This window comes from Photobacterium indicum, assembly GCF_003026215.1.
GTDB lineage: Bacteria > Pseudomonadota > Gammaproteobacteria > Enterobacterales > Vibrionaceae > Photobacterium > Photobacterium indicum.
Genome location: NZ_PYOC01000003.1, coordinates 1 through 22986, shown reverse-complemented (window position 1 = coordinate 22986; position 22986 = coordinate 1). Strand labels below are relative to the sequence as shown.

The window sequence follows — 22986 nt, the reverse complement described above, 5'->3', positions numbered from 1 at the left end:
TATAAAATGAACTTTTTGAAATAATCGATATATTAAGGTTATTTCTATTCGTGAGTTCGTACACCTTAGGTTGGCGTTCAAACATTAGTCACAAAAGAAGGAACAGGGATGCGCTTCTCTCTGAAAGCATTAGTAAAAACATTGTTTGGCCGTCAATCTGAGCATTCGAGTAACAAGTCAGAAGCAGCAAGTAGTAATAGGGGCGTTGTACAGCAATTCACATCGAATAGGCAATCGTTGTTAACTGATTTTCAAATACTCTCTGTACTGGATTACTGGTTGGATTTTGAGTTATTTGATATTCCAGAATGCCCTTATGATTTCAAGAAAGGCATTGTTAGCGAACCTGCTGATGATTTTGATAAAAAGTGGTTGGATGATGAACAACCATTTCCTGCGATTAAGAAAGACAGCAAACTGTTTGTGATGTTTCAGTGCCATCGTGCCGGATATTTGTTCAAAAATGAGGATGGCGAAAACGGTAAGCCTTTACACCCTAATACGGTAACTCCTAAAAGCTATTTACTGGGGGTCGCTTTAATTCCAACATTAAATACTCATGAGTCTACAGGTGAGAAATACCTAACTTGGCAACTTTCCGAAGAAGATCAAGACAAAGTCGTTAACCTTGCAACTATCCGTACTATTTATCGACGATGCAGGTCTTCAGTGCCTGCCAATATGACTTTAACTGATTGGGTCGATACCTGTTTTGAATCAATTGATCAGCTGCTAAATAAACATCTTTCGGGGAAAAAAGATCCTGAAACTAATGCGGCAGAGCCTCTGACTACAGAACAGTTAAAGTTGGCAATCATTGAAATAAATCGCTGTATTGCAAGAGAGTTTTGGCCAACCCATGAATCACGAGAATTCATGGAGAAGTATGCTAAGGCTGTAGAAGTAAACAAGCAAGATAAGTACGATGAATCGATAAACCCTAGCAAGATTAAACCTCACTTAGAAGATATCACTACATTTCGTTGGCGCTTTTGTTATTACCCTGATGGGAACGAGCAAAATCAATTAGGCCCATTTTTTGCCGATGATTTGAATCATATTGCGGAACAAATAGGTAAGACATCTGCCAAGAATGCATTGTCTCCAGCGCTTTACCAATATTTACTCGGTAATGATAACCAAGTGATGCTTGGCTCTGCGAGAGAAGACGTTGATAGTTACTATAAGATGACAAGAGGCTTCTTTAAAGGTCGCTGGCCTGAGAATCCTGATTATGGCTTGAGTCTATTGCAATCTTGCGCTGTAAACTTAGCAACAAAGAAAATTGATAATCCTATCGTTGCAGTTAATGGGCCTCCCGGTACTGGTAAAACGACATTACTCAAAGATATTATTGCTGACCGATTTGTTACTAGAACCATTAGATTGCTTGAAACTGAGTCTTCAGAAAAGGATTGGTTGGCATCTGATAGGGCGCTGGAAGCTGTTCTAGATGCTTCAATTGTTGTTGCATCTAGTAACAACAAAGCGGTCGAAAACATATCAATGGAATTACCAGCTCTAGGTAAAATTCATGAATCATATCGCGATGATATCGGTTACTTCCGCCATCAATCGCAAAGCGATGAATGGGGTATGTTCTGTGCCGTACTAGGAAACAGTAGTAATAGAAAAGCATTTTGTGACAATAGGTTAAATAAGTTATTACGATACCTTAAAGGGTTAAGTAACTACCTTGGTTTGTCTCCTTTGGTGTATCAGCTGAAAGGAAAATCTCAGGATGAAGCTCAGAGCCTGCTTAACGACTACTTTGGAGAATTAAAAACAACAGGGAACATTGCTGCTTTTATTCAAGGTATTGCGTCCAGTCAAAAGTTCTTAAAAACACATATGGGATTTTTAGCACCCTTGAGTGAAGCACTTGAAAAAGTAGCTGATGATGAACTATTAGTTGAAGAGTTCGTCGAAAAATGGTGCCAGTTAGATGAAAAGCTCTGGCTAGAATCCCTCAATGCTTTACAAAAATTAGCACAGGTTTGGTGGAAGTCAGAGCTTTGGAAACATGAGTTAGAAGCTGAGTATAAAGATGCAAAGGATGCTTTTAACGGTTTGCTTGATAACCATAGTGATGCGCTAGAAGATTTAAACTCAAGTCGTTTTGATAAGTGGGGAATAGATCCATGTAGCCATTTAATTTCTAAGGCTGCATTTGAGTTACAAGGTAATGAAGAAGAGCATGATGCTGAAGCCCGTATCCAACAATTATCACCAATTGGCAGTAAGGGGATCAATCAGCTCAGAAGTGAGCTTTTCGTTGCGGCCTTGCGTGTTAACGAGGCAATGATAAAGCTAAATGCAGCTGAGCATCATGATACTTTCAAATTGCTACCACAGCTCATCAACGGTAAATATCAAAGTCATGAAAATACCCCTAACCATGAAACATTGTGGGGGCTGTTATTTCTTCTGTATCCAGTAATGTCAACATCGCTATCATCAGTAGAAAGCCAATTCCGCTTGATGCAAAAGAAAGCAACGATAGGCTTAGCAATGTTCGATGAGGCAGGACAGTCAGTTAACTATCATGTCGTTGGGTTACTTCAGCGCTGCAAACAGGCTATGGTTGTTGGGGATCCTATTCAGCTTGAACCTGTGGTTCCAGTCCAAGGCGAAATTGACAGAGGTATTGCATCTGATTTTATTGCTATATCCAACAAAGATGGTGAAACCTCGTGGGGTGACTGCTTCCTTGTTAGCGAATCTTCAGCTCAGTTATTAGCCGATAGAGCCGGGCCAATAAAAGCGTTAATAGGCCAACGACAGGTTGGGCTTCCTTTGTTAGTTCACCGCCGCTGTACAGACCCTATGTTCTCTATTGCTAATAGTATTGCCTACGATAATAAAATGGTTATCGCTACAGTGCCTTACAAGTGGAAATCGGTCTCTTCAGGCTGGTTTAACGTGGTTGAGAGTAAAGATTCTATTAAACGGCAACGTTACAATAACCATACCGAGGCCGATTCCGCCTTTGAATTGATGCGTTATCTTGTTGAGCATCAACCCGATATGGCAAAAGGTGGTATTTACCTAATTACACCTTTTACTCACATGAAGAATGAACTTCAGACTAACTGGAAATCTTTATACAAACAGTCTTCGAACAAACAATGGATGCAGCAAGCGGCTCAACTCGGTGGTAAAGAAGGGGGGGAAGTCAGTGATTTTACAAAAGATAACATCGGCACCGTTCATACTTTCCAAGGCAAAGAAGCATCTGTTGTTATCTTCTGTTTAGCCGCATCGAAGGCTAGGGGAACCACTGGTGGGATCAAGTGGGCAAACAGCAAACCTAACTTGATTAATGTTGCCGTTACACGAGCAAAGCACCATTTATTCATTGTTGGTAACTATGAGGATTGGTGTCACGAAGCTTGTTCAAGCCAGCTTATTCGTGATGGTATGACAATCTATAATAGCATGGATGAGATCAGAGCTAATACGCCGTTATTACTGGAAGAACACTTAATGAATACAGTTAATACTCCTGAAGCATGCGTAGATCCAAGTTGTTCTAATTTCAGTAGTGTGTGGTGATTATTCTTTAAATAACAACACATTACTTAGAGTATTTTGATTGCAGAATGTAAGCAGAATACTCTAAGAATAAGTGATTATTATCTGTTTTAGCTAATCTGATTTTTCTCTCGCCATCAGGGTTTCTATCCATACGTCAAAAATATAGAGACTCAACTTAGGATTAAACTGAACAAATACAAGCTTCGACTGAAACAACGCCTCCTGAAGCACTTGAAAGTACACAAACCCTCGATACCATATTGTCAAAGACACCGCGTGACGTTCGTTGAGTATCTTGCTGGCAACAGCAACACCAATCCAATTGGGCTTAGTTAGAAAAGCGTGGGCATATTGATATCGTGTTGATGGCTTGCCAGTGTTGGATGACTTACAAGCGCACCACGCGGATTTTATGTCAGCGCCAATTCAACATTTCAATTATCGCATTAACGGCCAACGCTATGCAGCACGACCAAATCGAATCCGATTCGTGCGGTAGAGCTGAATCAGATACTGAACAAATACCAGAACATCGCGTAAATCGTTCGGCCACATGTCGATGAAGCGAACACCTGAAAAATAACGCAAGCAACGACTGTTGAGTCAATTGCTTGCCGTTTTTGATCGTGTGCTGTGTGAAATCTACAGCAGCAGCGAAGCAATGTGCTTGCAGATTTTGATCTTTGTAGCTCTTGGTAATGAGTACCGAACTTGAAGGACAATGCAAACTGACCATTTGCAGCAGTACCTTAAAGTAAGGTGCTAATTACCTATTTTATGGTAAATACAATTATGTTCAATGAAGTTATAGTAGACACACAAGATTCATTTTGCCAATGCGTTTTGGTGATTTATAAGCTATTGATATAACAGAGTAGACTTCACACCCATGAAGTTATGGTGCCCCGACCGGAATTTAACATAATATACATAATGCGCACTGACGGGGCCAAATTTAACATTTAAAAGGTCATTTTTGATATTGATGCGTCACTAACGAAACTTTTATTGATAAGGCTATTTAAACCTTTGGAAACAGTTAGTTAAATTAACTTTCTTTGGTTTTAAACCATCAATGAACTCGTTACGTTATCGGCAGAATGAAAACCATGGTTATGTCGTTATTTTCGTGGTGTTGGTTAAAATGGATTTTTAATCGCTACCACCAATCAATCATGTGTCTATCAATCGAAAATAACTTTCTAATAAGAATAAATTTTGCGAGGTATATCATGTTGCACGAATCGTTCGTCAAACTTTTTTGGAGACATTTTGACTCAATTTCCCAAGCTGCCGCATGGTTTCATGTAAAACCCGTGACCGTCAAACGTTGGTTGGCTGGTAAAGTTGATGTAAATCCGATGGCTGAAAAGCTACTTATCATCCGCGCCCGTGGCTATTTACCCGATGATACCCGTTGGCGTGGTTTTCGTATTGATGAGTATCGCTGCATTATTATCACTCCCGAAGGTCGCCAATTTGGCCCTAAAGAACTGGATTCATGGGCTGTTCGCTGTGACGAGTTTCATGCGCTAAAACGACTGTATGAGCTGGACTATATTCCAGTGCGAACCAATGTGGTTACGCCGCTGCCATTTCGTGGTGGTCGCCGCATTAATCAACCGGAATCTGAGACAGTCGCCAAAGAGAAAAAGAAACACTACAAGAAACGCAAAATCAAATAGTTAAGTGAACCCAAAGAATCCACATTCAACTTAATATGCCTCTTGTTTTATGGCTATCATCCTCACCTTAGTTTTGTACATATAAGGGATTATGAATGAGAAATTTAGTTATTGCCGTTTCGGTAGCGTTATTATCAGCATGTGGCGGCGGTTCGTCTGATTCACAAGCCACAGGAAACACTGCGATCTCCCCGACTCCATCAATTCAACCCAATGGTATCTATAAATCAGATGATGCCGTGATGATTATTGATACCGAGATTACTCATGGCGTACTTGCTGCTGATTCAAGTAATAATCTGTATTTATTCGATACGGCTACATTAAATAATGACACATTAGATCTTAAAGGCGTTCACCTTTGGTCTAATAGTGTTAGCTTTTACGATTCATCACAAACAGCATCGCTGACATTCAATGGCAATACAGCCAGCGCAATGACAACCATTGATAGTCAGTCATTTGTTCATACTTTCGTGAAACAGCCTGATAGTTTGTCTCTTAATCAGTTAATCGGTACACACACTAATACAGATGATGGTTCAACATGGGACATTGATTCAGCGGGTAATATTACGATTAATGGCATGTGTACTTTTTCCGGTACGTTGACCAAGAATGACCATTACTTCAAGGTTTCAATGACGGCAACAGCTTGTAGCCCTGCAAGCTATAACGGGGATTACGACGGGGCTGCATTTACGGTGGATGATAACGGTACTACCCAACTCGTAGGCGCACTTTATAGTGATGTGAGTATAGTTTGGGGAACTGTTCCTATTAATTAAACAATAAGCCCGCACCGCAGTTGCGGGCCTCTTTTTAAATATTGAAAGCAGATGAGTTAATTTTTTTTGCCATTTCAACTTGAAGTAAATTGTTTAAGTTTTCAAAATCAGAATAATTACTAAACTCTTGGACTCCTAAAAGTAAGTCAACACTTTCTCTATTTTCACGTTTCCATTCATTAAAATATGGGAAAGTGGATACTTCCTTTAAAAAATATTGAACTTCGATATAGTTGCCACGTGTAACTTTACCGTTGATAGATTTAAACCACTCTTGTTGTGCAATTTTTAGTGATGCACGCCAGATTGATTCTAAAGTTCCATTATCTAATCGAAGCCTTTCTAATTGAATAACGATAGATTCGTTATTTTGCACCTCTTGTATAAATAACCTTCTATATGACTTCATTTTCTCCGTTTTTTCTTGCTCAACTAAAGTGTTAACCTCTGTAAAAACTTTTTGATAAAAAGAGAAGAAATCTGATTTCTGCGAATTGTTAAGTATTTCGTATTTATTGGTATTAAAATAAGCACTGTTCTTTTTCTCTTTAGTTACATCATTTTCATCATGAACCCCATTCAAAATATCACGAGTGCTTTTTTGTAACGTGCTCATTCTACTACTAAGACGACTAAGACCACTAAAACTACTAAGATCATCATTAAATGATGATCTTAGCCTTGCAATAAACTGGTCTATTGCAATTTTTGAAATCGCATCTGCTTGTATTGTATTTAGCGGTCTGGAAACTGGATCTACTAACATTCTTACTTTAGTTATCTCTTGAATCCATGCAGAACGTTCTTGTTGACTTTCTGGATAGATAATTAAAGTGTAAAAAATAACCAAAAACACTGCTAGACCATGAGTGGCAACTATTTTTGCTACAACCTCAAACGCCTTACTATTCATACATTTCACCTATGATTTTTTTTGGTATTTTACATTTAAATTATTGTTGTTACTATTTTTTTTCCAAAAGTAAAATTCTGGATTCATGTGATTCAAGACACTTCTTTATCCATGTAATATCTGTCTTCATTGCAATTCCAGTTCCAAATGCCGAACAAAAACCAGTAGCCGCAGCGACTAACACTGTTTGATATAACTCCATCCAAATCCCCTATTTCTTCTCTTTTCTGAACGTGTCCCATAAGCCAATTAGCATGGCGGCTACGGCTGGAATTGCGCCCGACGCTTGAACTCCTGATTCACCGATAGTCACATCGGCTAGTTCTGTGTTGCCTGTTAAGATACCTGTGGCAACGCTGGCGATAAGTACTAAACCTGTTTGCGTACTTTTCTGTTTAAAGTCGATCATAACCATCCTTTTTTACGTAGAAACTTTAGGGTGTACGCGCCAATCACGACACCGACAACGCTGATACCAATGCTTTTTACGGTTGGATTCATGCCAGTTTCACCCCGTCTAATACTGTGTTGATTGGGTAGCTGTGCCCGACCTCCATTCTCGCCATCGCTTTGATGATGTTCGCCGCTACATGATCGTTGCTGACATCAATCGGCGCATGTTTACTGATACCCATCCATTCACTGACCATATTGGCGTAATGGTCGGTTTCGTTTTCATGGCTTGGGGCAAAGGTATGCACGATGCTGTGAATGGTATTGATACCGCGTCGCTGGTAGCTTCTTAGTACACGTGCACCCGCTCGAAAACCGTATTTGTTATCAGAGAAAATACAGAAACGCCCGTCTGTGCCTTGTTGGCCTAGCCAGTTATTACGCTTGTTGTATTCGATGTTTAACGGATTTTTATTACGGATACCGCGAACCGTTGAGCCTGTTGTCATGTCGTTAAGTGTTCCTGAATTATCGAGTAAATCTGACCACCAAAAATCATTAATCGGACTGCTATTGCCACCCTGATTGGTGGCAATGCTTTTCTGTCTTAGCCATATAAACAGCCCACAAAGGACGGTTAAACCCAAGACCCCACGCATTAATAAAAACCTATACCAACGGGCATGGCGGAATATTGCATTCCAATCATTCCGTAAAAATTACCGCCACTATTAACTTGGCTTGCAAAGTCTTCGGGACTAAATGTCAGCGTGATGGAATTCGGTTCAATCGCTGTCACTTGGGCGCTTGGCTTCATTCGACTCTCTACAATCACATGCTGTTCGGGGGCGAAAATATACGGCAAGTGTCGTTTGAAATTGAACTTCACCACGTTAGGCGTGACAACTTCAGCATTACTGCTGATTTGGTTTCGCCAGCCAAATGAACGGCGGTAAGCATCTCCATGGTGGGAGTTAGCAAAAATTGCGGGGTTATCGCCATGCTTATCGGTGTGCCAAAGGTGGGCGTTATAAATTCGCCCAGACTGCGCACCTTCTACCTTGATATACAAGGCTAATGTTCCGGCATCACCATAACGTTTACAGCCCACGGTTTCGGTTTCAATGGTGATTGGCAGCCATGGGTCAGACTCAGTAAAGGTATAAACCTTTTCCCCCATACGCTGACTCAGTTTTAGCTTGCCTTCGTAGTCATGCCATAAACGCGCAATACCGATAGTGACCGTTTGTCCGGCAACGCCAGACATAGAAACTCGTCCTTTCAAGGCTTGATGAGCACTACCGTTATAAGGAACGGATACAACCTGATAAAGCGTAAAGTTAGGCGAATAGTAAGACAGCACTCCGCTTTCCTTATCTATGTCTGGGTATGCCTCGTAATAGCCATCAGACAGCCCATCAATTTTAAACCCTGACACGCTATTGCTTTCGGTGGGTACTTCAACTGCCCAATCTGGTGCAACCATCATCGAACAGCGACCGTTTCCAATGGTACGGGATAAATCGAGCGTTTTACCTGCTTCGGCAATTAACTGACGGTAGTTAGGTTCAAGCTCCATATTTTCATTGAACTGTGAGTTAGCCAGTAAGTTAACGGCGGCTGGCTGCGAACCAGAGCTTAAACCATCAATCAGTGCGTAAAGGTCGGCGGCTGTTTTCTCAAACTCATCAGCAAGAAACTCTACTTTGTTACGTGGATCGCCAACGGGTAAACGCTGGCTTAATGTTTTCTCTGTCATCGAATCACCTCAATGATTTCTATTGTGTCGTTGTCAGTACCCGAAAAGCTCAAACCGCCAAAGCTGTCTATTCGCTGCTTTTCCCCTGGTGATAATGTGAAGCCATTACCAATGGTGACAACGCCCACATTAGTTAAACTGGCTTTTAACAAAACGTGACAACGTAATGAATTAGCATCTAATACCGCTTGCCCGCTGGCGATGGTTAATAGCGACGTTTCAACGGATGCACCGCCAACGGGTTTGGTTAATACGGGGTTAGTGGCGTAAATATTTACTCTTTGCCCTGTTTCTAATTGCACCTTGGGCAATTCAGATATAACAACTTGTTGATTCGCAGCTAACACCATTGCAGGCAAGGCTGAAACGGCAACCTGCTGATTTTCAGCCAGTTGCATGGCGGGTAATTCAGATACTTGAACGGGCGGCATTTGTGACACGGTCACAGACTTGCCATCCGTTGGTGGTACATATCGCCCAAAGCCATACAGAATTTCAACGTTGCCCGCTTCACCCAAGTTCTCAATGGACACTAACCCACTGAGGTTGTCATCAATGATTTGAGCGCCTTGCTGTAATCGGTATTCACCGCGTTCTGTTTGCAATAAAACCTTATTGTTACAGGCTTCGACATACAGAAATTCACCAATAATCTGAAATTGGTTACGTTGACGCGGTTGCATGAATTGTTTAAAGCTCATTACTTCTTACCTCGCATCACAAACGCCACAACCAACAAGAACGCGATCACTGAAATTACAATGGTCATCTGCTTTGAGGTTGCCACTTGCCCGCCGTCGATTTTCATTTCTGCTAGCTCTTTGAGGGTTTCAAGGTTATCGGTGTTTTGCTTGGCTTGATTACCCGCTAGCCCTGCCACGTACTGCAAGTTTTCACTGTGGGAATTGCTCACCAGTTTGGTGGTATCACGGCTGAGTGCGATCGCATCGCTGGCAATGTCTTTATTCGCATCAATGGCATCACTGCCTAAATTGGCCGCAATCCCCAACGCTTTTACGTTGCTGGTTAAGGCTAATTCGCCTAACTCTGCGGCGCGTTCCATTGCGCCGTGGTCAGTCATGGTGACATCAATGTTTGAGTCATTAACGCCCGCAATGGTGACACCTAAATTGTCACCTTGAATGGCATTCTGACCACTGGTATTGGTACTTTCTGTGGTGTTCTTACTGGAGCTACTGCCGCCGCCACCCATTACGAACCCTCCAAACTGAGTGACAACACGGTGTCATGTGTTGTCGTGTCTAAAATAGAAAAACCAAAGCGTTGTAAAATACGTTTCATGCCTTGGCGCACTGTGTGGTACTTAATCGAGCGGTAGCCTTGTGATTTGACGGCCTCAATGATGGTTGGCGCGGCATGTGTCAGCCCGCGCCCTGTCATGGCTAAAATCAGGTAGTCATTCTCTGCCGTTACCATTCCAACAAACCGAACCGACACACCTTTGCTTTTTAAGTGGTACAAGCTGGCGTGTTTGTTTTTCACTGCATCACAACAAAATTCAAATTCTGTTTTAGCGTTCTGGACGCGATCAAACGCTGGACGCAATAACAAAAATTGACTGTGAATATCAGCGCGGTTCGGTCGCATCAGTTGTAAGCGCATTAGCCCACCTTTTTCACTAAGAACCAGACCGCCATCAAGGCTAATAAGACAGGAAGCCAATTGGATAACGTATTGCCGCCACCCATGTTGATGGCACCCACCTTGAAACCCATGTTGGATTCAGACGTTGCGGTTGATGGACCCGCCGCACCACCGCCCGCACTGATTGGCATTGAACCGCCTGCCGATGCACCTAGACCGGGGATCATTTCATCACCCCCATGATATTGGCTAACCAAAGCCCCATAACAACAAAGAGCAAAATCTTAAACGTTCGGGCAAAGGCTTCACCGCTAAACAATCCGCCCGCAAAGCCGATACTGCCCGCGAATAACGGCCAAAATAGAAGTGGCATTTACTTACCTCGCATCATTAGCATCATGAACATCATCAAGACCACAACACCGCCGCCAATCATCAACATGTTGTTGTTCATTGGTGCGTACGCTATCGGTTGACCCGTTGGCTGTTGGGCTTGCTCTTGTTTTGGGCGGTTTTCTTCGGGTGCGGCTGATGCGACTTTCTCGGCTTCACTATCAAACCAAGCATTAACCAAACTTTCACCGCCATTGAAAATAGAATCGGTGATACCGCCGAGGCTTTCGCCCCAGCTATCCATTAAACTCATGGCGTCCCCTTATGCCGCGTTCGGCAATGGCTTGACCTGTTCAACCGCTTCAACAATCACCGGAATACTGCCGACTGCGTTTTTATCCAGCTCGAAGCACAATTGGCTACGGGCGGCAGTGTTTAACATGCCATCAGCACCAAAGCCGTAACGGATAAAGTCGAGACTAAACCAACCCACTGTTTGCTCTTTCTTCGATTGAGCAAGATCGTAAGCGTTGTCATCTTTGGTGATGTTCATTTCTTCGTAGGTATCACGAATAACACGAACACGTTGAATGGAATCATCTTTGAAGTGGATACGTTTGAGGTTTAAGCCAGCGCTACGCTCTGAAAAGTCGAAAGGCGTACGCCCTGATGCGGCAGCAAACCAAGTCAATTCATACAAGCGCGGCATGTAATAGCGTTCGGCTTGTGCTGGCAGCACATGGGCGCGGGCACGCATTGATGGTGCTTTTACTGACGAATCTTTGGCTTTGAGTGTGATGTGAATAAACCAAATTTCACCCGCTAAGGTAACGAGGTCAGTTTGACGAACACCAATCTTGGTACGCAGCGTCGCATCACCAAATGAAATGGTATAACGACCTTCTTGAGCGTAGTTTTTACGGTGGGCTTGCAGTGCAACCAGTGTTTCGCCTGAAATACTGTATTTAGCAGAACCATTCAAAGACACTTCAACGCGTTCAATGTCTTTTGGATCGGTAATATCCGTCACCAATTCGATGCTGTGATAAGTGGGACCCGAAACCATGCGCAGTGAAGCACGATTGCCCCAACCTACACCTTCAATCGGATCAAGTTCTTTAGGGCGTGGAGCGAAGTTTGTGCTTAACAATTCCATGCTTACCCCTTAGCCGATTTGGTCTTCAACGGCATCAACATTATTTGATGCCCAGACAACGCCAGCAGCGACAAGCAGTGCAATCACTGCTGTGACTGCATACCCTTTAGTTTTTGCATTCATGTTTATTAGCTCTCTGTATAAACGTGGTTAAGAGCCAATAGGAAAACAGGTGATTCGGTTTTAAGGCAAACAGAAAAAAGCCCGCGAACCTATAGGTTTACGGGATTTAAAGAATTTGGTTTAACGCACAAAATTTAATGCAGAACAGGTTCAACTACAATCTCACCACAAATACATGTAACGATTTCTCGCTCCTCATCAACGTAAAAGTCTTCCTCTTGCCCGCACTCTGGGCAAGGCTCAAACTCAATTCTAATACCATACATCTCGTACCCTCAATTAACGCCTAAGAGTATTAGTAACACGAAAATTTAGGTGATTTAATCTAGGTTTAAAAAGTGTGGAGATGTCTCGCAAGTTTAAAAGGGAAACAACATAATATAAGGCTATCTTTCCTTAAGCGAGATTACAAAAAAGGTCTGCTATTAGCAGACCTTTTTTCACGGTACATAGAACAGATATTAGGTTAAATTCCAAATTAAAGTTGGTATATAAATAATTAGTATTTAGCTTTAATGGTTGTTTTTTCAGTTTGTAGCTTACGTATTTCAGCATCAATTTTAACTAATCTATCTTTATCATCTTTAGTCATAGATTTACTCTTCGGATTAAAATCACATGCTGAAAGAGCTTTCTTAGATTTTGATGTAAAACCAGATAGGTTAACTTTAAAATTAACAACTTCTGATCTCCTATCATTTTGGATTTTTATATAAGCATTGTTGCCAGCAATCATTTGAGCAAAAATCTTACTAAGGTTATTTTTAGTAGAATCATTTACATAGCCAGAACGGTATGAGTTTGTGTATAAACTACCACTTAACTTTACAGGAGCGTTATCATCCACCTTGATGAAAACCTCCACATTAGAACGGGGAGTAGCTAATGCCGAATCCGTATCAAATGTCAGCATTATGTCTTTATCTCCTCCATTTACATCACATCTAATACCGATATTTTTCTCTAACTTGTATTGATAATAAAAAGCACTGACCGTCCGTTCTCCTGTAATAGCATCTGTATTATCAGTAGTTAGCCATTTTGCTGTTGCTGCTGTTGCTGCTGTTGAAAATAGAATAACAACAAGAGTAATAAATACGTTTCTTAGGTGTTTCATTTTTATTTCCATTATGATGTGGTTTTGATGAATATCTATTGGTGTAAATAACATTTGAATTTCACATCAAAACCACACAGTGTAATTAATAACTATCGATTATAAAGGAAATTAAATTATGGAACGAGATCATCGGCTAGATTTGTCAGTGTAAATTATGGCTAAACAAAAAAACTAACATTTTTACCAACAAATCACGCCCTTCGTCCACGCCTTCCCATCCTGCAAGATGTACTCAAGTTTCACTAAAGGAATAATTTCACTCGCAGGTATCCCTGTTTTACGTTGAATATAATGCGCACTGTCATCGGCTTTTTGCATCATCACACACGCATACTGACAGTTATCAATGATCGTCTTTGATACTTCCTGACCACGTTGAAACATGTTGATGGTGTGAATGTTGTATTTCCGCCCTAGCCTCAATAACTTGCCATGATAGCCCGTTGCTTTGCCTGTAGTGTGGCTATGCTCGGCAACTTCTTCACAAATCACCTTTATCGGTTTGGCATGTTTACCATCACCGACACCCCATGCAATTGAGCAGAAACGGTCAAAATCTTCTTCGGTGGTTTCTCGTTTCGGATAATACGCAATCTTAAACCCTTGCTTGGTTTTACGACCAGCAATGACGGCAATAGCAAAGTCACGCAGGTTGGAATAGCTACGAACGACACGCCCCGCAAGCTTGCCTTGGTAGTCGTTAAGAGGATCAAAGATAAGTACTTGGTCGGTTGCCTTAACAAACAGCTTTTTGGCTGCGGAGGTTTTCCCGCAGCCAGACATGCCAACCGCATACGCATGATGATTATCTAGCGTATTGTTTTGGTTAACAGGTTGGAGTTTCACGCGGCCACCTTTTCATTATCATCGTCATTCGCTGCCGCCTTCGATTTTATGTCTTCTAGCTTTAACTGCCTGACTTGCATCATGCTGCTGAACCCTAATAAACCAATCGCAAACAATGCCATGATTTCGTCCATATACGGTTCTAACCATGGTGGCGGTTTACCGCCGTACTTCACAATCAAGGGCGCAACCTTATAGGCTACGTTTTCGGCTTGGTCGGCATCAAATTTAAAGTCTTTATGTACCGCCATTTTAAGTGTTGATTCTGCCGCCATTAAACCCATGAATACGATGCCCGCAGCCGCTTCAATGGACATGGTTTCGGGTTCTTCTTTTGCTTTAACGTCGGTTTGTGTTGGGTCAAAATCGACATCATCATTGAAGCTATTGGTAAACCGTTTTTCATCTTCTTCTGAATGGTGTTCAATCTGTTCGGCTTCTTCTGGCTTGATTGGTTCTTCTAGTTCCATGTTGTTTCCTATAGGTTGATTGGGTTAGTTGAATTTAACGATTGCACCGCCAGTAAGCCCGCCAAGGACAATGCCGCAAAGCACAGCACCCCAACCAATACGCTTTTGTTGCGGTTCTTTTTCGGTTTGATTATCGGTTGTGGTTCGGCTGCTGGTTTGCTCTGCAAGGCAGGTAGTTGCTGGCTTTTCTGGCTTAACGATTGGGCTTTTATTGCCTCCGACTTCACCGCTTGTGTCTGTTGATGTTGGCGATGTTTCTTCAATGATGATTGATTCTTCGGGTTGCGCTTGCTCACTGGCGATTAGCTCCGTGTTGGTTACATGGAATTGATTAAATACACGTTGAACCGGATCACCGGTGCGTTGGTCGGTGCCGCATTTATCGCACATTGAATATAGGAACTTTGCACGTTTACCCCGCGAACGGTGCAAGGTACGCACATCACCACATTCACAGCGTTGACCGCCAACGGTCGGATTAGTTGAGGCGCGTGTCGGCCATCCGTTGTTATCCATTGAAATGCCCTCCACTACGCTGTTCTAATTCAGCCAATTTCTGATTAACGCCATTCATCCAAACCAACACCAAACGCAGTGGCGCAATCAGCTTTGAGGCAAACATGTTGCCTTTAGCTTTTTTCACTTCGTTTTCCAGTTCTAGCGTGATTACTTTCAATTCATCCATGGTTTACGGTTTCCTCTATGCAGCTAATACGTGGATTTCATACTGTTCGCGGATTAGCATAGATTTGGCTAACTCCGCCTCGTTATCGATTTCATTTGGCACTAATGGGTCACTTAGGACGCTTTGCCAATAAGCGCGTTTCTCTTTGAATCGTTCGTACTTGTTGGCGTATTCAATACGGGCAAACTGTTTGGCTTCATTGACGGTTTGGCGATAAGCATCATCATCAGATTTAGATTCCATTGACCAGCCCCGTGCACCCGCCGCCCAGAGCAGAAAATCCCACACCTTTTCTTCTGCTTTTTTTCCATCAAATGACAAACTGAAAATGTTCTTAGTGGAGGCATGTACTTCACGACTTTTTATTTGGCTCCGAACCGCTTTTTGTTGGTGCTCAAGCCGAATAATGCGGCCTGTTAATTTGTGGATCACGTCTTGTGGCTTTTGGGCTTGTTTGGCTATCGCTTTCGCCTTGACGGTTTGGTCTAACTGCTTATTAAGTCGCCTCAAGCTACGGTCTAGCGGTTTGCGCCATTGCTCTAACTTGTAACCACATTCTTTGATAATGGCTGCCATATTTCCCGCTTCAAAACTGTCAACACATACCCACGCGGGGGCGCGGCTACATTGGGCAATATTGTAACGATTCCCTTTAATTAACCCTTGGTCGGCGTTTTCACCTTTGGCCGCATAACCAACGGCTTTAATTAGGTAAGTTCCGGCAGCTTTGGGCTGTTTAATACGTTGTAAGTTAGCCATGCCATTACCCCATATTTTTTCAATACGTTTTGACCAGGCTGAAAATAACGGCTTAGGCACTAACCAATTAAGTAAAACATGAACATGTGGGTTGGGCTCACCGTTCTCATTCGCAGGACATTCAGCCACCCAAATGTAATGAAAGTCGGCAGGGTCTTGAGTAGGACCAAATTCACTTGGTTTACTATGACCAGCCACCGACTTGTCTTTTAGTTTGCAATATTCCGCACCACTTTCCAGATCAACCTCTACGGTGTGATTTGCTATCCAACCACGGTGATACATCTTTTTAGCGCTATCAAGAAAACGAGAAACCTCTTTGCCTATGGTTGTTTCCGCGGTTTTCGTTAATGTGAATACTTTTTCTGGCTTAGCAAATAATGGCGAGTATGACCCTGCAATATCACCGTTTTCGTTCATCACTTTAACCAAGCCATCATCATTAATATCGACGGTTAGCGCAGGGTCATCGGCACACATATCAATGTAACAATACGGCCCTGCAATATGATTAATCGGTTTCGCCATGTTTCGTTTTATGTTTATCGGGGTATTGGCTCCATCAGTGCATTTCAGTTGTGGACGACCACGTAACATTGAGCGTGAACCACGAGTTTTACTGGCTGGAAGCGGTGGTTTAGGCAGGGTGCAATATGGCGCAGCGTCACCATCAACCATTCCGCCAAATAATTTATTTCGTTGTTCTTTGGTAAAGGTCAGGGTTAAGAACGTGGTAAATCCACCGCAGCATGTTGCAACATAAGCACCCGATTCAAAAATTTTGCTCACAGCACGCTTAGTCAGACTTTCAGTAAAGCGATCACCCTCTTGTGGATCGGGTGCAGAACTTGACGGTGTTTGAGTGTGATATTGGATTTTATATTGACCAGACCATTCACGATTCATCAACCTGATTGAATTTGGGTTGATTTTTGGCTCGGTAATCTTCGACTTGCCTTTAGGCGCTAAGACGCGTGCTTTGTTTCCATCTTCTGTAATCGTGTATAACGTGTCTTGATTGTAGAAAGCCTCGGTACTGGATAGAACCGTATCACCGCGCTGTAGCTTGCGTTCTTGTCGCAGAATCTTATCTAATTGGGCTTGTTGTGGGTGTGTCGGACTTTTGCGCCCTTGGACAAGCCTATTGTTTTCGTCACTTCGTGCCGCCGCTTCGCGGAGATGTTTAGCGTTATAGTTAGGCAAAGAAGCAGCATACGCTTTTTGTTTATTGGCAATAAAATCAGTATCTCGGTTAACGCGATTTAAATTCCAAAACTGTTGCGGTGTAACTTCTTGAGGTCGTGGACCACAAAAATTGAATCCTAAAAAACCGCTCTCGAAGGCGGCTTGATTGCTTTTAGTAATATCGACTGGCTGAACAGCGCCAGCCACATAGAGAACATCGTTAGGCGGCAACATTAGCAATCACCTCCGTTAATTCCTTTCGAGTCTCTTTGATATAGGCCATAAACTGAATGGCGGTGCGGCGTTCGCCCGCCAATCGATAACTTCGCGCCAGCGCAATGCTGGCTCGAATGTCATTTTTCAAAAGTTGATAAAGGGTGCTGTTCATTACAAGCCACCCATAACATCAACGGCGTTAGCAAAAGCCTGATAGATGCGACGAAACTCAGCAGCATCATTCAAGAAAAACGCGACATCTTCATGATCGCCATTAAGACGATTTTGACGCGCAATCATTAGAGAACGCTTACATTCACGATAAGCATGGTCAGCCATGTACTGTGCGGTGATTGATTTATCTACTGGGATCGCAACTTCGTGCAATGGCATAGAAGAAACCGCCGCCCCCGAAGGGGCTTTAGTCACTTGCTTAGGGATTCTTTGAGTATTCATGACATCACCACTAAACGGCGTTTATCATCAACCGGAATAATTGCCATAACAGAACGCAGATATGATGGCTCATTACCTGCAAAATTAACGCACTGTGAAACCGCACGATAGAAATTAGATTCAGGGGTGAAAGGCAACGTTTTGTTAACTGTTGCACCTGCATTGGAATACCATTCAACGGATGTGCTCATTTCCACACCTCCGACAACATTGCTTCTAATGTTTCGATAACGAGTTCATCATTCTCAAGCGTTTTAGTTACCCGTTGTATATATTCGTCATTGCCTGTTTGTTTAAATTTCTTAAGATGTTTTTCAGATTCACGTTTATTGTGCTTTATTGCAGAAATAGCCATGCAAAGAGAATAGAATTTCGTTTCTTTGGTTGTCATGTTCATAATGCACCACCTTTCGCGATAGTTGCGCGACGTGCTTGAACTTGAAAAGTACGGCTATAGCGGTAATCACTACACCCAAGCGGTATGAAATTTAGTTTTTTCTTAATTGGTTTATTAATGCGATGTTGCTTCAATTCCGTTTGTAACTGTTTGATATGTTCTAGTGGTGTCATGTCCGTATCCCCATACAAAGCAAGTTAATGTGTACGGGTTCATATTAGTAAGTTTAATCTTGATATCAAGATGCCCCTTACTATAGGAAATGACATTTTGATCGCCTATTATTTAACAACTTATGGCTAAAACACGGTATTTGCATGACATATACAATTGAATTGCTCGATATGGTCAAGGCTAGATATAACTTGACCTCCGATTACCAGCTTGCCAAAAAATTAAATGTCACAGGTGCTAGAGTTAGTAACTGGAGATGTAAGAAAAATTCGATGGATTGGGACATAGCTTTTGCTATTGCTGACCTTTTAGAACTAGAAGATCACAAAGTCGTTCACAATTTGTTGGAAGATAAATATGAAAACCCCCGCCTAGTCAACGCTTTACGAGTAATAAGCCCTAATTAAAGGGCTTTCAGCATGATTTACCACGCTATACATAATGCGTACTGGCGGACACCAATCCCAAACGCCATAAATCCAGTAATACCAAGGCTTAGGCGCTGAAATCCTTGGCTACTTAACTTTGCCGTGATGTCCTGCCATATCTGCTGGGCTTTATGAGTCTTAGCTTTATCAGCCGCAAGAAAGATCAATGCTTCGTGCACATCAATGTTTGAATTTTCAGCTAGAAAAATAGCTTCATTATCAGTGAGTTGCCTAGCTCCACTTCTAATATTACTCATCTTCTGCTTACTAATACCCAAATCATGCGCAATTTGTTTGTCTTGCACATAGCTTTTAGCTTGTTTATAGGCATCTAACAGTTGATTTGCATACATTGCATTGCTCCTTTTTTTCCTAGTTTAGACCATTAGTATCCAAAAATCGTGTCTTGAGGTATCGATTCATCAGGACTACAGTATCGGTAAATCAGGACTGGTAAGTATTTGGAGTTACATATGGCTATCAACATTCAACTTAATGACGGTGTTCGTTTCTTTGATAACGGTCGAGAAATTGTTGTTGTTACCGCTGCGTATGCTCCCAAGTATTTACAAGCCAAGGCTTACTCAAACAAAGAAGTTTTCGAGATTACTGACTTGGCAACTCAAATTGCTGATGGTCGCTCGCTTTCATTCTGGTCTGGCGTTGTTCAGTCTGTTGGTCAGGATGCTCAATCATGATGTCGCCTGATGTTGTCCTTCAAGCTGAGCAGCAAGAGAAATCGAACTGGTTCACGCGTAACGAACTGGCAGAAAAATCAGCATTAGAACTAAAGTTACCTTGTCACTTTAAGTCTGGTTCAACTCAGGCGGTAATGCCAGAGTGTTACAACGTGGTCGCGTCCATCTTTAATGATGAGTTTGGTATCAATCCATTCTATGCCGCGCCCCAGCCTCACTTAGTCCCGCGTTTTGATGACCATTCAAAGAAGACGTTTTTCGTTCCTGAAAAAAGTTGGGTTGTTCGTGCATTTGATGCGTGTAAGTCACATCGAGAATTTGCACCGGTGATGACACGTGCCTTCATCAACATGACGAAAAAAATTGATTACCTTGATGCCGTTCGTGCTGTTGAATCCGCTAACGAACGTCTGACAAAAATGGAATTTCGTTACACCTCAACCGATGAAGAATTATGTGAGTTTGCAAAAGCCAAGTCTGCACATGTCATGCGTAAGGTTGCGGCCATTGATGACACACAAGCTGCTTTTGAAGTCGCACGTAACATTCTGGCTGATTACGGTTTGGCGTTTCGTGATGAGCTGGTTGAACAAAAGGAAAAAGATAACGAGTTACAAAGTTTGATTAACCGCGCAACCAATGAGCTTTGGTGGCGTCGTGCTTTACGTCAACGCAGTGCGTTAGAAATTGAACGTGTTGCCCGTGATTTAACAATTGTTCATAAGCATGGTCAGTCTTACTGCTCAAACTTTTCGCTCCAACGTCGTCGCGTTCGTGACCAAGACAACTTATCCATGATGCAAAACACCATTGCTTATGATGCGGATGACGAATCTAACTGGTTCACGCTGAATGAGTTGGCGGGAAAATCTATTTCTAACCCTGAAATTCGACGTGCTGAAATGTTTGTCCGTTTGAAGGGGTTCGAGAGTATTGCACAAGCGAATGATCATGTTGGGATGTTCTATACACCCACATGCCCTAGCCGCTTTCACTCTGTGGCCAGTAACAAAGTTAATCAGAAATGGTTAGACGCAGACTGCCCAACAACCCAAGACGCACATGATTATATGACGTCGATGTTTGCTGATTTTCGCAAGGCACTCGATAAAGCTGAGATTAAAGTTTACGGCTTGCGTGTTGTTGAGCCTCATGCCGACGGTTGTCCTCACTGGCATCTGTTGTTCTTCATGGAAAAGCGTCATGAATCCACGGTGACAAGCCTCTTTAAAAAAGAAGCAATGAAGGATTCACCGAATGAAAAAGGCGCAAAGAAATACCGTTTCACATCTGAAAAAATCGATTGGTCAAAAGGCTCTGCGGTTGGCTACGTCGCCAAGTACCTGTCTAAAAATATCGATGGTAAACATATCGATTCTGACCGTTCAACCACGCTTGAAGGTACAGAAGCCGCTGAGCGTGTTGTTACTTGGGCGCGTGTTAATCGCATCCGTCAGTTTCAATTTATTGGTGGTCCATCCGTTACCGTTTGGCGTGAACTTCGTCGAATTCGTCAAGATTTGAAAGAGGATGATGCTGTGTTTAATCGCCTTGATAAGGGTGAATGGCTCACTCTTGAAAATGTCCGTCGTGCGGCTGATTCATCGGATTGGGAAGCCTTCTGTCTTGCGATGGGCGGTGTGTTCGTACGTCGTAATGACCAAACCGTTAAGCCTGTTTATCAAGTGCCTACCATCATGGAAAAGCTGATTGATGAGTTTGGCGAGGAGCATACAACCACCCTAACCTCTAAAACCCGCTATGGCGATGATGCCAACACTCGTGTGATTGGTGTGGTCTTCAAAGCTGCCTATCTTGCGACGCGTGGCCGTCAATGGAAAACCGAAAACAAAGAAAAATTCCTTCGTGGAACCAAACGCATCATGACGGGTGTCACTGACATCTTCGAGGTGCTAGAACGCGAGGGAGAATACCAACGTATGGCTGATGAGCAATACGACCAGTACCAACAATATTTACAACGTGTCGATGAGCTTACGGCTTTTGCTTTTGATGAGTCGCAATGGCCTGCGTTCGTGGGCGCAGCCCATGACGTAGGTTATTTCGATTCATCCTTGGACTTGTGTCAATAACTGTCCCCCCTTTTAAAAATTGGAGAACTCAAATGATTATCAAAGGACGCATCAACGATTCTGACGATATCGAAAAGAAAACGAATACCAATGAGAAAACGGGTGAATCCCGCGACTCTGGCACAGTGAAACTGCAACTGTTTAACCCCTCCGAGGTGGTTGATTGTCGTGTGTCCCCTGATGTGTGGGATTCAATGGGCGGTGGTTCGGATTTACAGAAAATTATCGATAAGAAAGTCGAGTTTAAGATCCAACACGTAGAACGATCTTTTGCAGGTGATGGCGGTAAACACGTGAGCTTTTCAGGCTGGCACTTGTTGGCTGTTCCGTCACTTGAAAGCAAACCAACACAACAAGGCTAACCCATGACTGACTTAAATCCCGAAGACATTACAAAGATTCTGTTCTGCGTGGGTCTGGTCATTTGCTTCGCCCTTGGTGCGATTAAAGGTGGTCAACGATGATTGAAATTGTTGCCTATCTGTTCGGGGCTTGGGGTTTAGGTTGGTGTTTTGGGTTCTCGATTCTAGCGTACAAAAAATTCATTGAAACCACTTACACGGGGTAAGTGTTTCTTATTTCAAACCCTCAATAATGAGAACAATACTATGTCTACATTAAAAAATGCGTTAACTGTTCACCAAAATAAATTGATTGCAGCTGGTCTGATGGTTGTGTCTGGCTCTTCGTTTGCTGAAGGCAATGGCGCGGCGGCGGCCTTTACTGCTGTCGGTGCTCAAGTGACTGAATATGAAGGCTACACATGGCCTGTCATTCTGTCGGTAACGGGCGCGTTTATCGGTATCAAGCTATTCAAGAAATTTGTTAATCGAGCTGTTTAATCGAATAACGATACCCCTTTGTTATTTACATCATGGGCGGCTTCGGTCGCCCTTTTTTATGAGCGCAATATATGAAACGGTATTTATTTTTATTATTGGTGTTGATTCCTTTCTATTCTTCTGCAGCTGATATTTATGTTTTAACCTATCCAGCCAGTCTTTATTGTGGTTCAACTGGTACTAAGGCTTCACTTGCTGAATGTTTGAATAGTGGTTCTTATGAGCGTGCTAATTCGAAAATGGTTTCTTGGAGTCAAGGAAGTAATGTTTTTAGTTGGAAGTTTTCTTCTTCAAATGACCCTAATAAGTGGTTCGCTGCTAAGGG

General features: G+C 42.5%; 33 protein-coding genes. 10 read left to right on the top strand and 23 right to left on the bottom strand.

What is annotated here, in order from left to right; all coding sequences use genetic code 11:
- Positions 1-108 precede the first annotated feature (108 nt).
- The 3 genes from C9J47_RS10550 (at position 109) to C9J47_RS10540 (ending at position 6010) form a co-directional block, all read left to right on the top strand.
- The gene (locus C9J47_RS10550; RefSeq protein ID WP_107253501.1) at positions 109-3555 is read left to right on the top strand and encodes a DEAD/DEAH box helicase; all 3447 of its coding nucleotides are present in this window, start codon (positions 109-111) and stop codon (positions 3553-3555) included.
- Positions 3556-4769: 1214 nt separating this feature from the next.
- On the top strand, positions 4770-5222 hold the full coding sequence (locus tag C9J47_RS10545) for a phage protein (RefSeq protein ID WP_107253500.1): 453 nt from the start codon (positions 4770-4772) through the stop codon (positions 5220-5222).
- 95 nt (positions 5223-5317) lie between these two features.
- Positions 5318-6010 carry a hypothetical protein gene (locus tag C9J47_RS10540; protein ID WP_107253499.1) on the top strand — a complete coding sequence of 231 codons (693 nt, stop codon included), beginning with the start codon at positions 5318-5320 and terminating at the stop codon, positions 6008-6010.
- A 34-nt stretch (positions 6011-6044) separates the two neighbouring features.
- Here C9J47_RS10540 and C9J47_RS10535 read toward each other — a convergent pair whose 3' ends face one another.
- From C9J47_RS10535 to C9J47_RS27065, 22 genes are all read right to left on the bottom strand, one after another.
- Positions 6045-6923: a hypothetical protein gene (locus tag C9J47_RS10535; RefSeq protein ID WP_107253498.1), complete on the bottom strand. Its 879-nt coding sequence runs from the start codon at positions 6921-6923 to the stop codon at positions 6045-6047.
- A 211-nt stretch (positions 6924-7134) separates the two neighbouring features.
- Positions 7135-7332 (bottom strand): hypothetical protein, encoded by a 198-nt coding sequence (locus C9J47_RS10530; RefSeq protein ID WP_107253497.1) that lies wholly within the window; start codon positions 7330-7332, stop codon positions 7135-7137.
- Positions 7333-7420: 88 nt separating this feature from the next.
- A complete protein-coding gene (locus C9J47_RS10525; protein WP_211321737.1) occupies positions 7421-7975 on the bottom strand; it encodes a virion protein in 555 nt (184 codons plus the stop codon).
- The gene (locus tag C9J47_RS10520; RefSeq protein ID WP_107253496.1) at positions 7975-9075 is read right to left on the bottom strand and encodes a hypothetical protein; all 1101 of its coding nucleotides are present in this window, start codon (positions 9073-9075) and stop codon (positions 7975-7977) included. The genes C9J47_RS10525 and C9J47_RS10520 overlap by 1 nt, the downstream gene beginning before the upstream one ends.
- On the bottom strand, positions 9072-9776 hold the full coding sequence (locus tag C9J47_RS10515) for a hypothetical protein (RefSeq protein ID WP_107253495.1): 705 nt from the start codon (positions 9774-9776) through the stop codon (positions 9072-9074). The genes C9J47_RS10520 and C9J47_RS10515 overlap by 4 nt, the downstream gene beginning before the upstream one ends.
- Positions 9776-10288, bottom strand: coding sequence for a chemotaxis protein (locus C9J47_RS10510; protein WP_107253494.1), 513 nt, complete (start codon positions 10286-10288; stop codon positions 9776-9778). The genes C9J47_RS10515 and C9J47_RS10510 overlap by 1 nt, the downstream gene beginning before the upstream one ends.
- Positions 10288-10698 carry a hypothetical protein gene (locus tag C9J47_RS10505; protein WP_107253493.1) on the bottom strand — a complete coding sequence of 137 codons (411 nt, stop codon included), beginning with the start codon at positions 10696-10698 and terminating at the stop codon, positions 10288-10290. Before C9J47_RS10505 ends, C9J47_RS10510 begins: the two co-directional genes overlap by 1 nt.
- A complete protein-coding gene (locus C9J47_RS10500; protein ID WP_107253492.1) occupies positions 10698-10907 on the bottom strand; it encodes a hypothetical protein in 210 nt (69 codons plus the stop codon). The genes C9J47_RS10505 and C9J47_RS10500 overlap by 1 nt, the downstream gene beginning before the upstream one ends.
- On the bottom strand, positions 10904-11053 hold the full coding sequence (locus C9J47_RS27080) for a hypothetical protein (RefSeq protein ID WP_170107491.1): 150 nt from the start codon (positions 11051-11053) through the stop codon (positions 10904-10906). The genes C9J47_RS10500 and C9J47_RS27080 overlap by 4 nt, the downstream gene beginning before the upstream one ends.
- The gene (locus tag C9J47_RS10495; protein WP_107253491.1) at positions 11054-11326 is read right to left on the bottom strand and encodes a hypothetical protein; all 273 of its coding nucleotides are present in this window, start codon (positions 11324-11326) and stop codon (positions 11054-11056) included.
- Between the two features lie 9 nt (positions 11327-11335).
- Positions 11336-12169: a major capsid protein P2 gene (locus C9J47_RS10490; protein WP_107253490.1), complete on the bottom strand. Its 834-nt coding sequence runs from the start codon at positions 12167-12169 to the stop codon at positions 11336-11338.
- Between the two features lie 622 nt (positions 12170-12791).
- Positions 12792-13409, bottom strand: a complete 618-nt coding sequence (locus tag C9J47_RS10485) for a hypothetical protein (protein WP_107253489.1) — start codon at positions 13407-13409, stop codon at positions 12792-12794.
- A 183-nt stretch (positions 13410-13592) separates the two neighbouring features.
- Positions 13593-14195, bottom strand: coding sequence for an ATPase (locus tag C9J47_RS10480; RefSeq protein WP_107253881.1), 603 nt, complete (start codon positions 14193-14195; stop codon positions 13593-13595).
- 59 nt (positions 14196-14254) lie between these two features.
- Positions 14255-14728, bottom strand: coding sequence for a hypothetical protein (locus C9J47_RS10475; protein WP_107253488.1), 474 nt, complete (start codon positions 14726-14728; stop codon positions 14255-14257).
- Positions 14729-14752: 24 nt separating this feature from the next.
- Positions 14753-15244, bottom strand: coding sequence for a hypothetical protein (locus C9J47_RS10470; protein ID WP_107253487.1), 492 nt, complete (start codon positions 15242-15244; stop codon positions 14753-14755).
- Positions 15237-15413, bottom strand: coding sequence for a hypothetical protein (locus C9J47_RS27075; protein WP_170107490.1), 177 nt, complete (start codon positions 15411-15413; stop codon positions 15237-15239). The genes C9J47_RS10470 and C9J47_RS27075 overlap by 8 nt, the downstream gene beginning before the upstream one ends.
- A 15-nt stretch (positions 15414-15428) precedes the next feature.
- A complete protein-coding gene (locus C9J47_RS10465; RefSeq protein WP_107253486.1) occupies positions 15429-17591 on the bottom strand; it encodes a hypothetical protein in 2163 nt (720 codons plus the stop codon).
- Positions 17578-17745: a hypothetical protein gene (locus C9J47_RS27070; protein WP_170107489.1), complete on the bottom strand. Its 168-nt coding sequence runs from the start codon at positions 17743-17745 to the stop codon at positions 17578-17580. The genes C9J47_RS10465 and C9J47_RS27070 overlap by 14 nt, the downstream gene beginning before the upstream one ends.
- Positions 17745-18029, bottom strand: a complete 285-nt coding sequence (locus C9J47_RS10460) for a hypothetical protein (RefSeq protein WP_107253485.1) — start codon at positions 18027-18029, stop codon at positions 17745-17747. Before C9J47_RS10460 ends, C9J47_RS27070 begins: the two co-directional genes overlap by 1 nt.
- The gene (locus C9J47_RS10455; protein ID WP_107253484.1) at positions 18026-18220 is read right to left on the bottom strand and encodes a hypothetical protein; all 195 of its coding nucleotides are present in this window, start codon (positions 18218-18220) and stop codon (positions 18026-18028) included. The genes C9J47_RS10460 and C9J47_RS10455 overlap by 4 nt, the downstream gene beginning before the upstream one ends.
- Complete coding sequence (locus tag C9J47_RS10450) at positions 18217-18426, bottom strand: hypothetical protein (RefSeq protein WP_107253483.1); 210 nt, start codon at positions 18424-18426, stop codon at positions 18217-18219. Before C9J47_RS10450 ends, C9J47_RS10455 begins: the two co-directional genes overlap by 4 nt.
- Positions 18423-18599 (bottom strand): hypothetical protein, encoded by a 177-nt coding sequence (locus C9J47_RS27065; protein ID WP_170107488.1) that lies wholly within the window; start codon positions 18597-18599, stop codon positions 18423-18425. The genes C9J47_RS10450 and C9J47_RS27065 overlap by 4 nt, the downstream gene beginning before the upstream one ends.
- A 144-nt stretch (positions 18600-18743) precedes the next feature.
- Between C9J47_RS27065 and C9J47_RS10445 the strand changes: the two genes are divergently transcribed.
- Positions 18744-19007, top strand: a complete 264-nt coding sequence (locus tag C9J47_RS10445) for a transcriptional regulator (protein WP_107253482.1) — start codon at positions 18744-18746, stop codon at positions 19005-19007.
- A 17-nt stretch (positions 19008-19024) separates the two neighbouring features.
- Here C9J47_RS10445 and C9J47_RS10440 read toward each other — a convergent pair whose 3' ends face one another.
- Positions 19025-19381, bottom strand: a complete 357-nt coding sequence (locus C9J47_RS10440; protein ID WP_107253481.1) for a DUF3693 domain-containing protein — start codon at positions 19379-19381, stop codon at positions 19025-19027.
- A gap of 120 nt (positions 19382-19501) precedes the next feature.
- Here C9J47_RS10440 and C9J47_RS10435 point away from each other — a divergent pair, with 120 nt between their 5' ends.
- The 6 genes from C9J47_RS10435 to C9J47_RS10410 form a co-directional block, all read left to right on the top strand.
- Positions 19502-19726 (top strand): hypothetical protein, encoded by a 225-nt coding sequence (locus C9J47_RS10435; RefSeq protein ID WP_107253480.1) that lies wholly within the window; start codon positions 19502-19504, stop codon positions 19724-19726.
- A complete protein-coding gene (locus tag C9J47_RS10430) occupies positions 19723-21819 on the top strand; it encodes a replication endonuclease (RefSeq protein ID WP_245903424.1) in 2097 nt (698 codons plus the stop codon). The genes C9J47_RS10435 and C9J47_RS10430 overlap by 4 nt, the downstream gene beginning before the upstream one ends.
- A 32-nt stretch (positions 21820-21851) precedes the next feature.
- A complete protein-coding gene (locus tag C9J47_RS10425) occupies positions 21852-22181 on the top strand; it encodes a hypothetical protein (protein ID WP_107253479.1) in 330 nt (109 codons plus the stop codon).
- A gap of 3 nt (positions 22182-22184) precedes the next feature.
- The gene (locus C9J47_RS27590) at positions 22185-22283 is read left to right on the top strand and encodes a tail virion protein G7P-2 (protein ID WP_107253478.1); all 99 of its coding nucleotides are present in this window, start codon (positions 22185-22187) and stop codon (positions 22281-22283) included.
- Positions 22284-22427: 144 nt separating this feature from the next.
- On the top strand, positions 22428-22661 hold the full coding sequence (locus tag C9J47_RS10415) for a major coat protein (RefSeq protein WP_107253477.1): 234 nt from the start codon (positions 22428-22430) through the stop codon (positions 22659-22661).
- Positions 22662-22732: 71 nt separating this feature from the next.
- The coding region (locus tag C9J47_RS10410) for a hypothetical protein (protein WP_146150843.1) at positions 22733-22986 on the top strand (254 nt) is incomplete at its 3' end.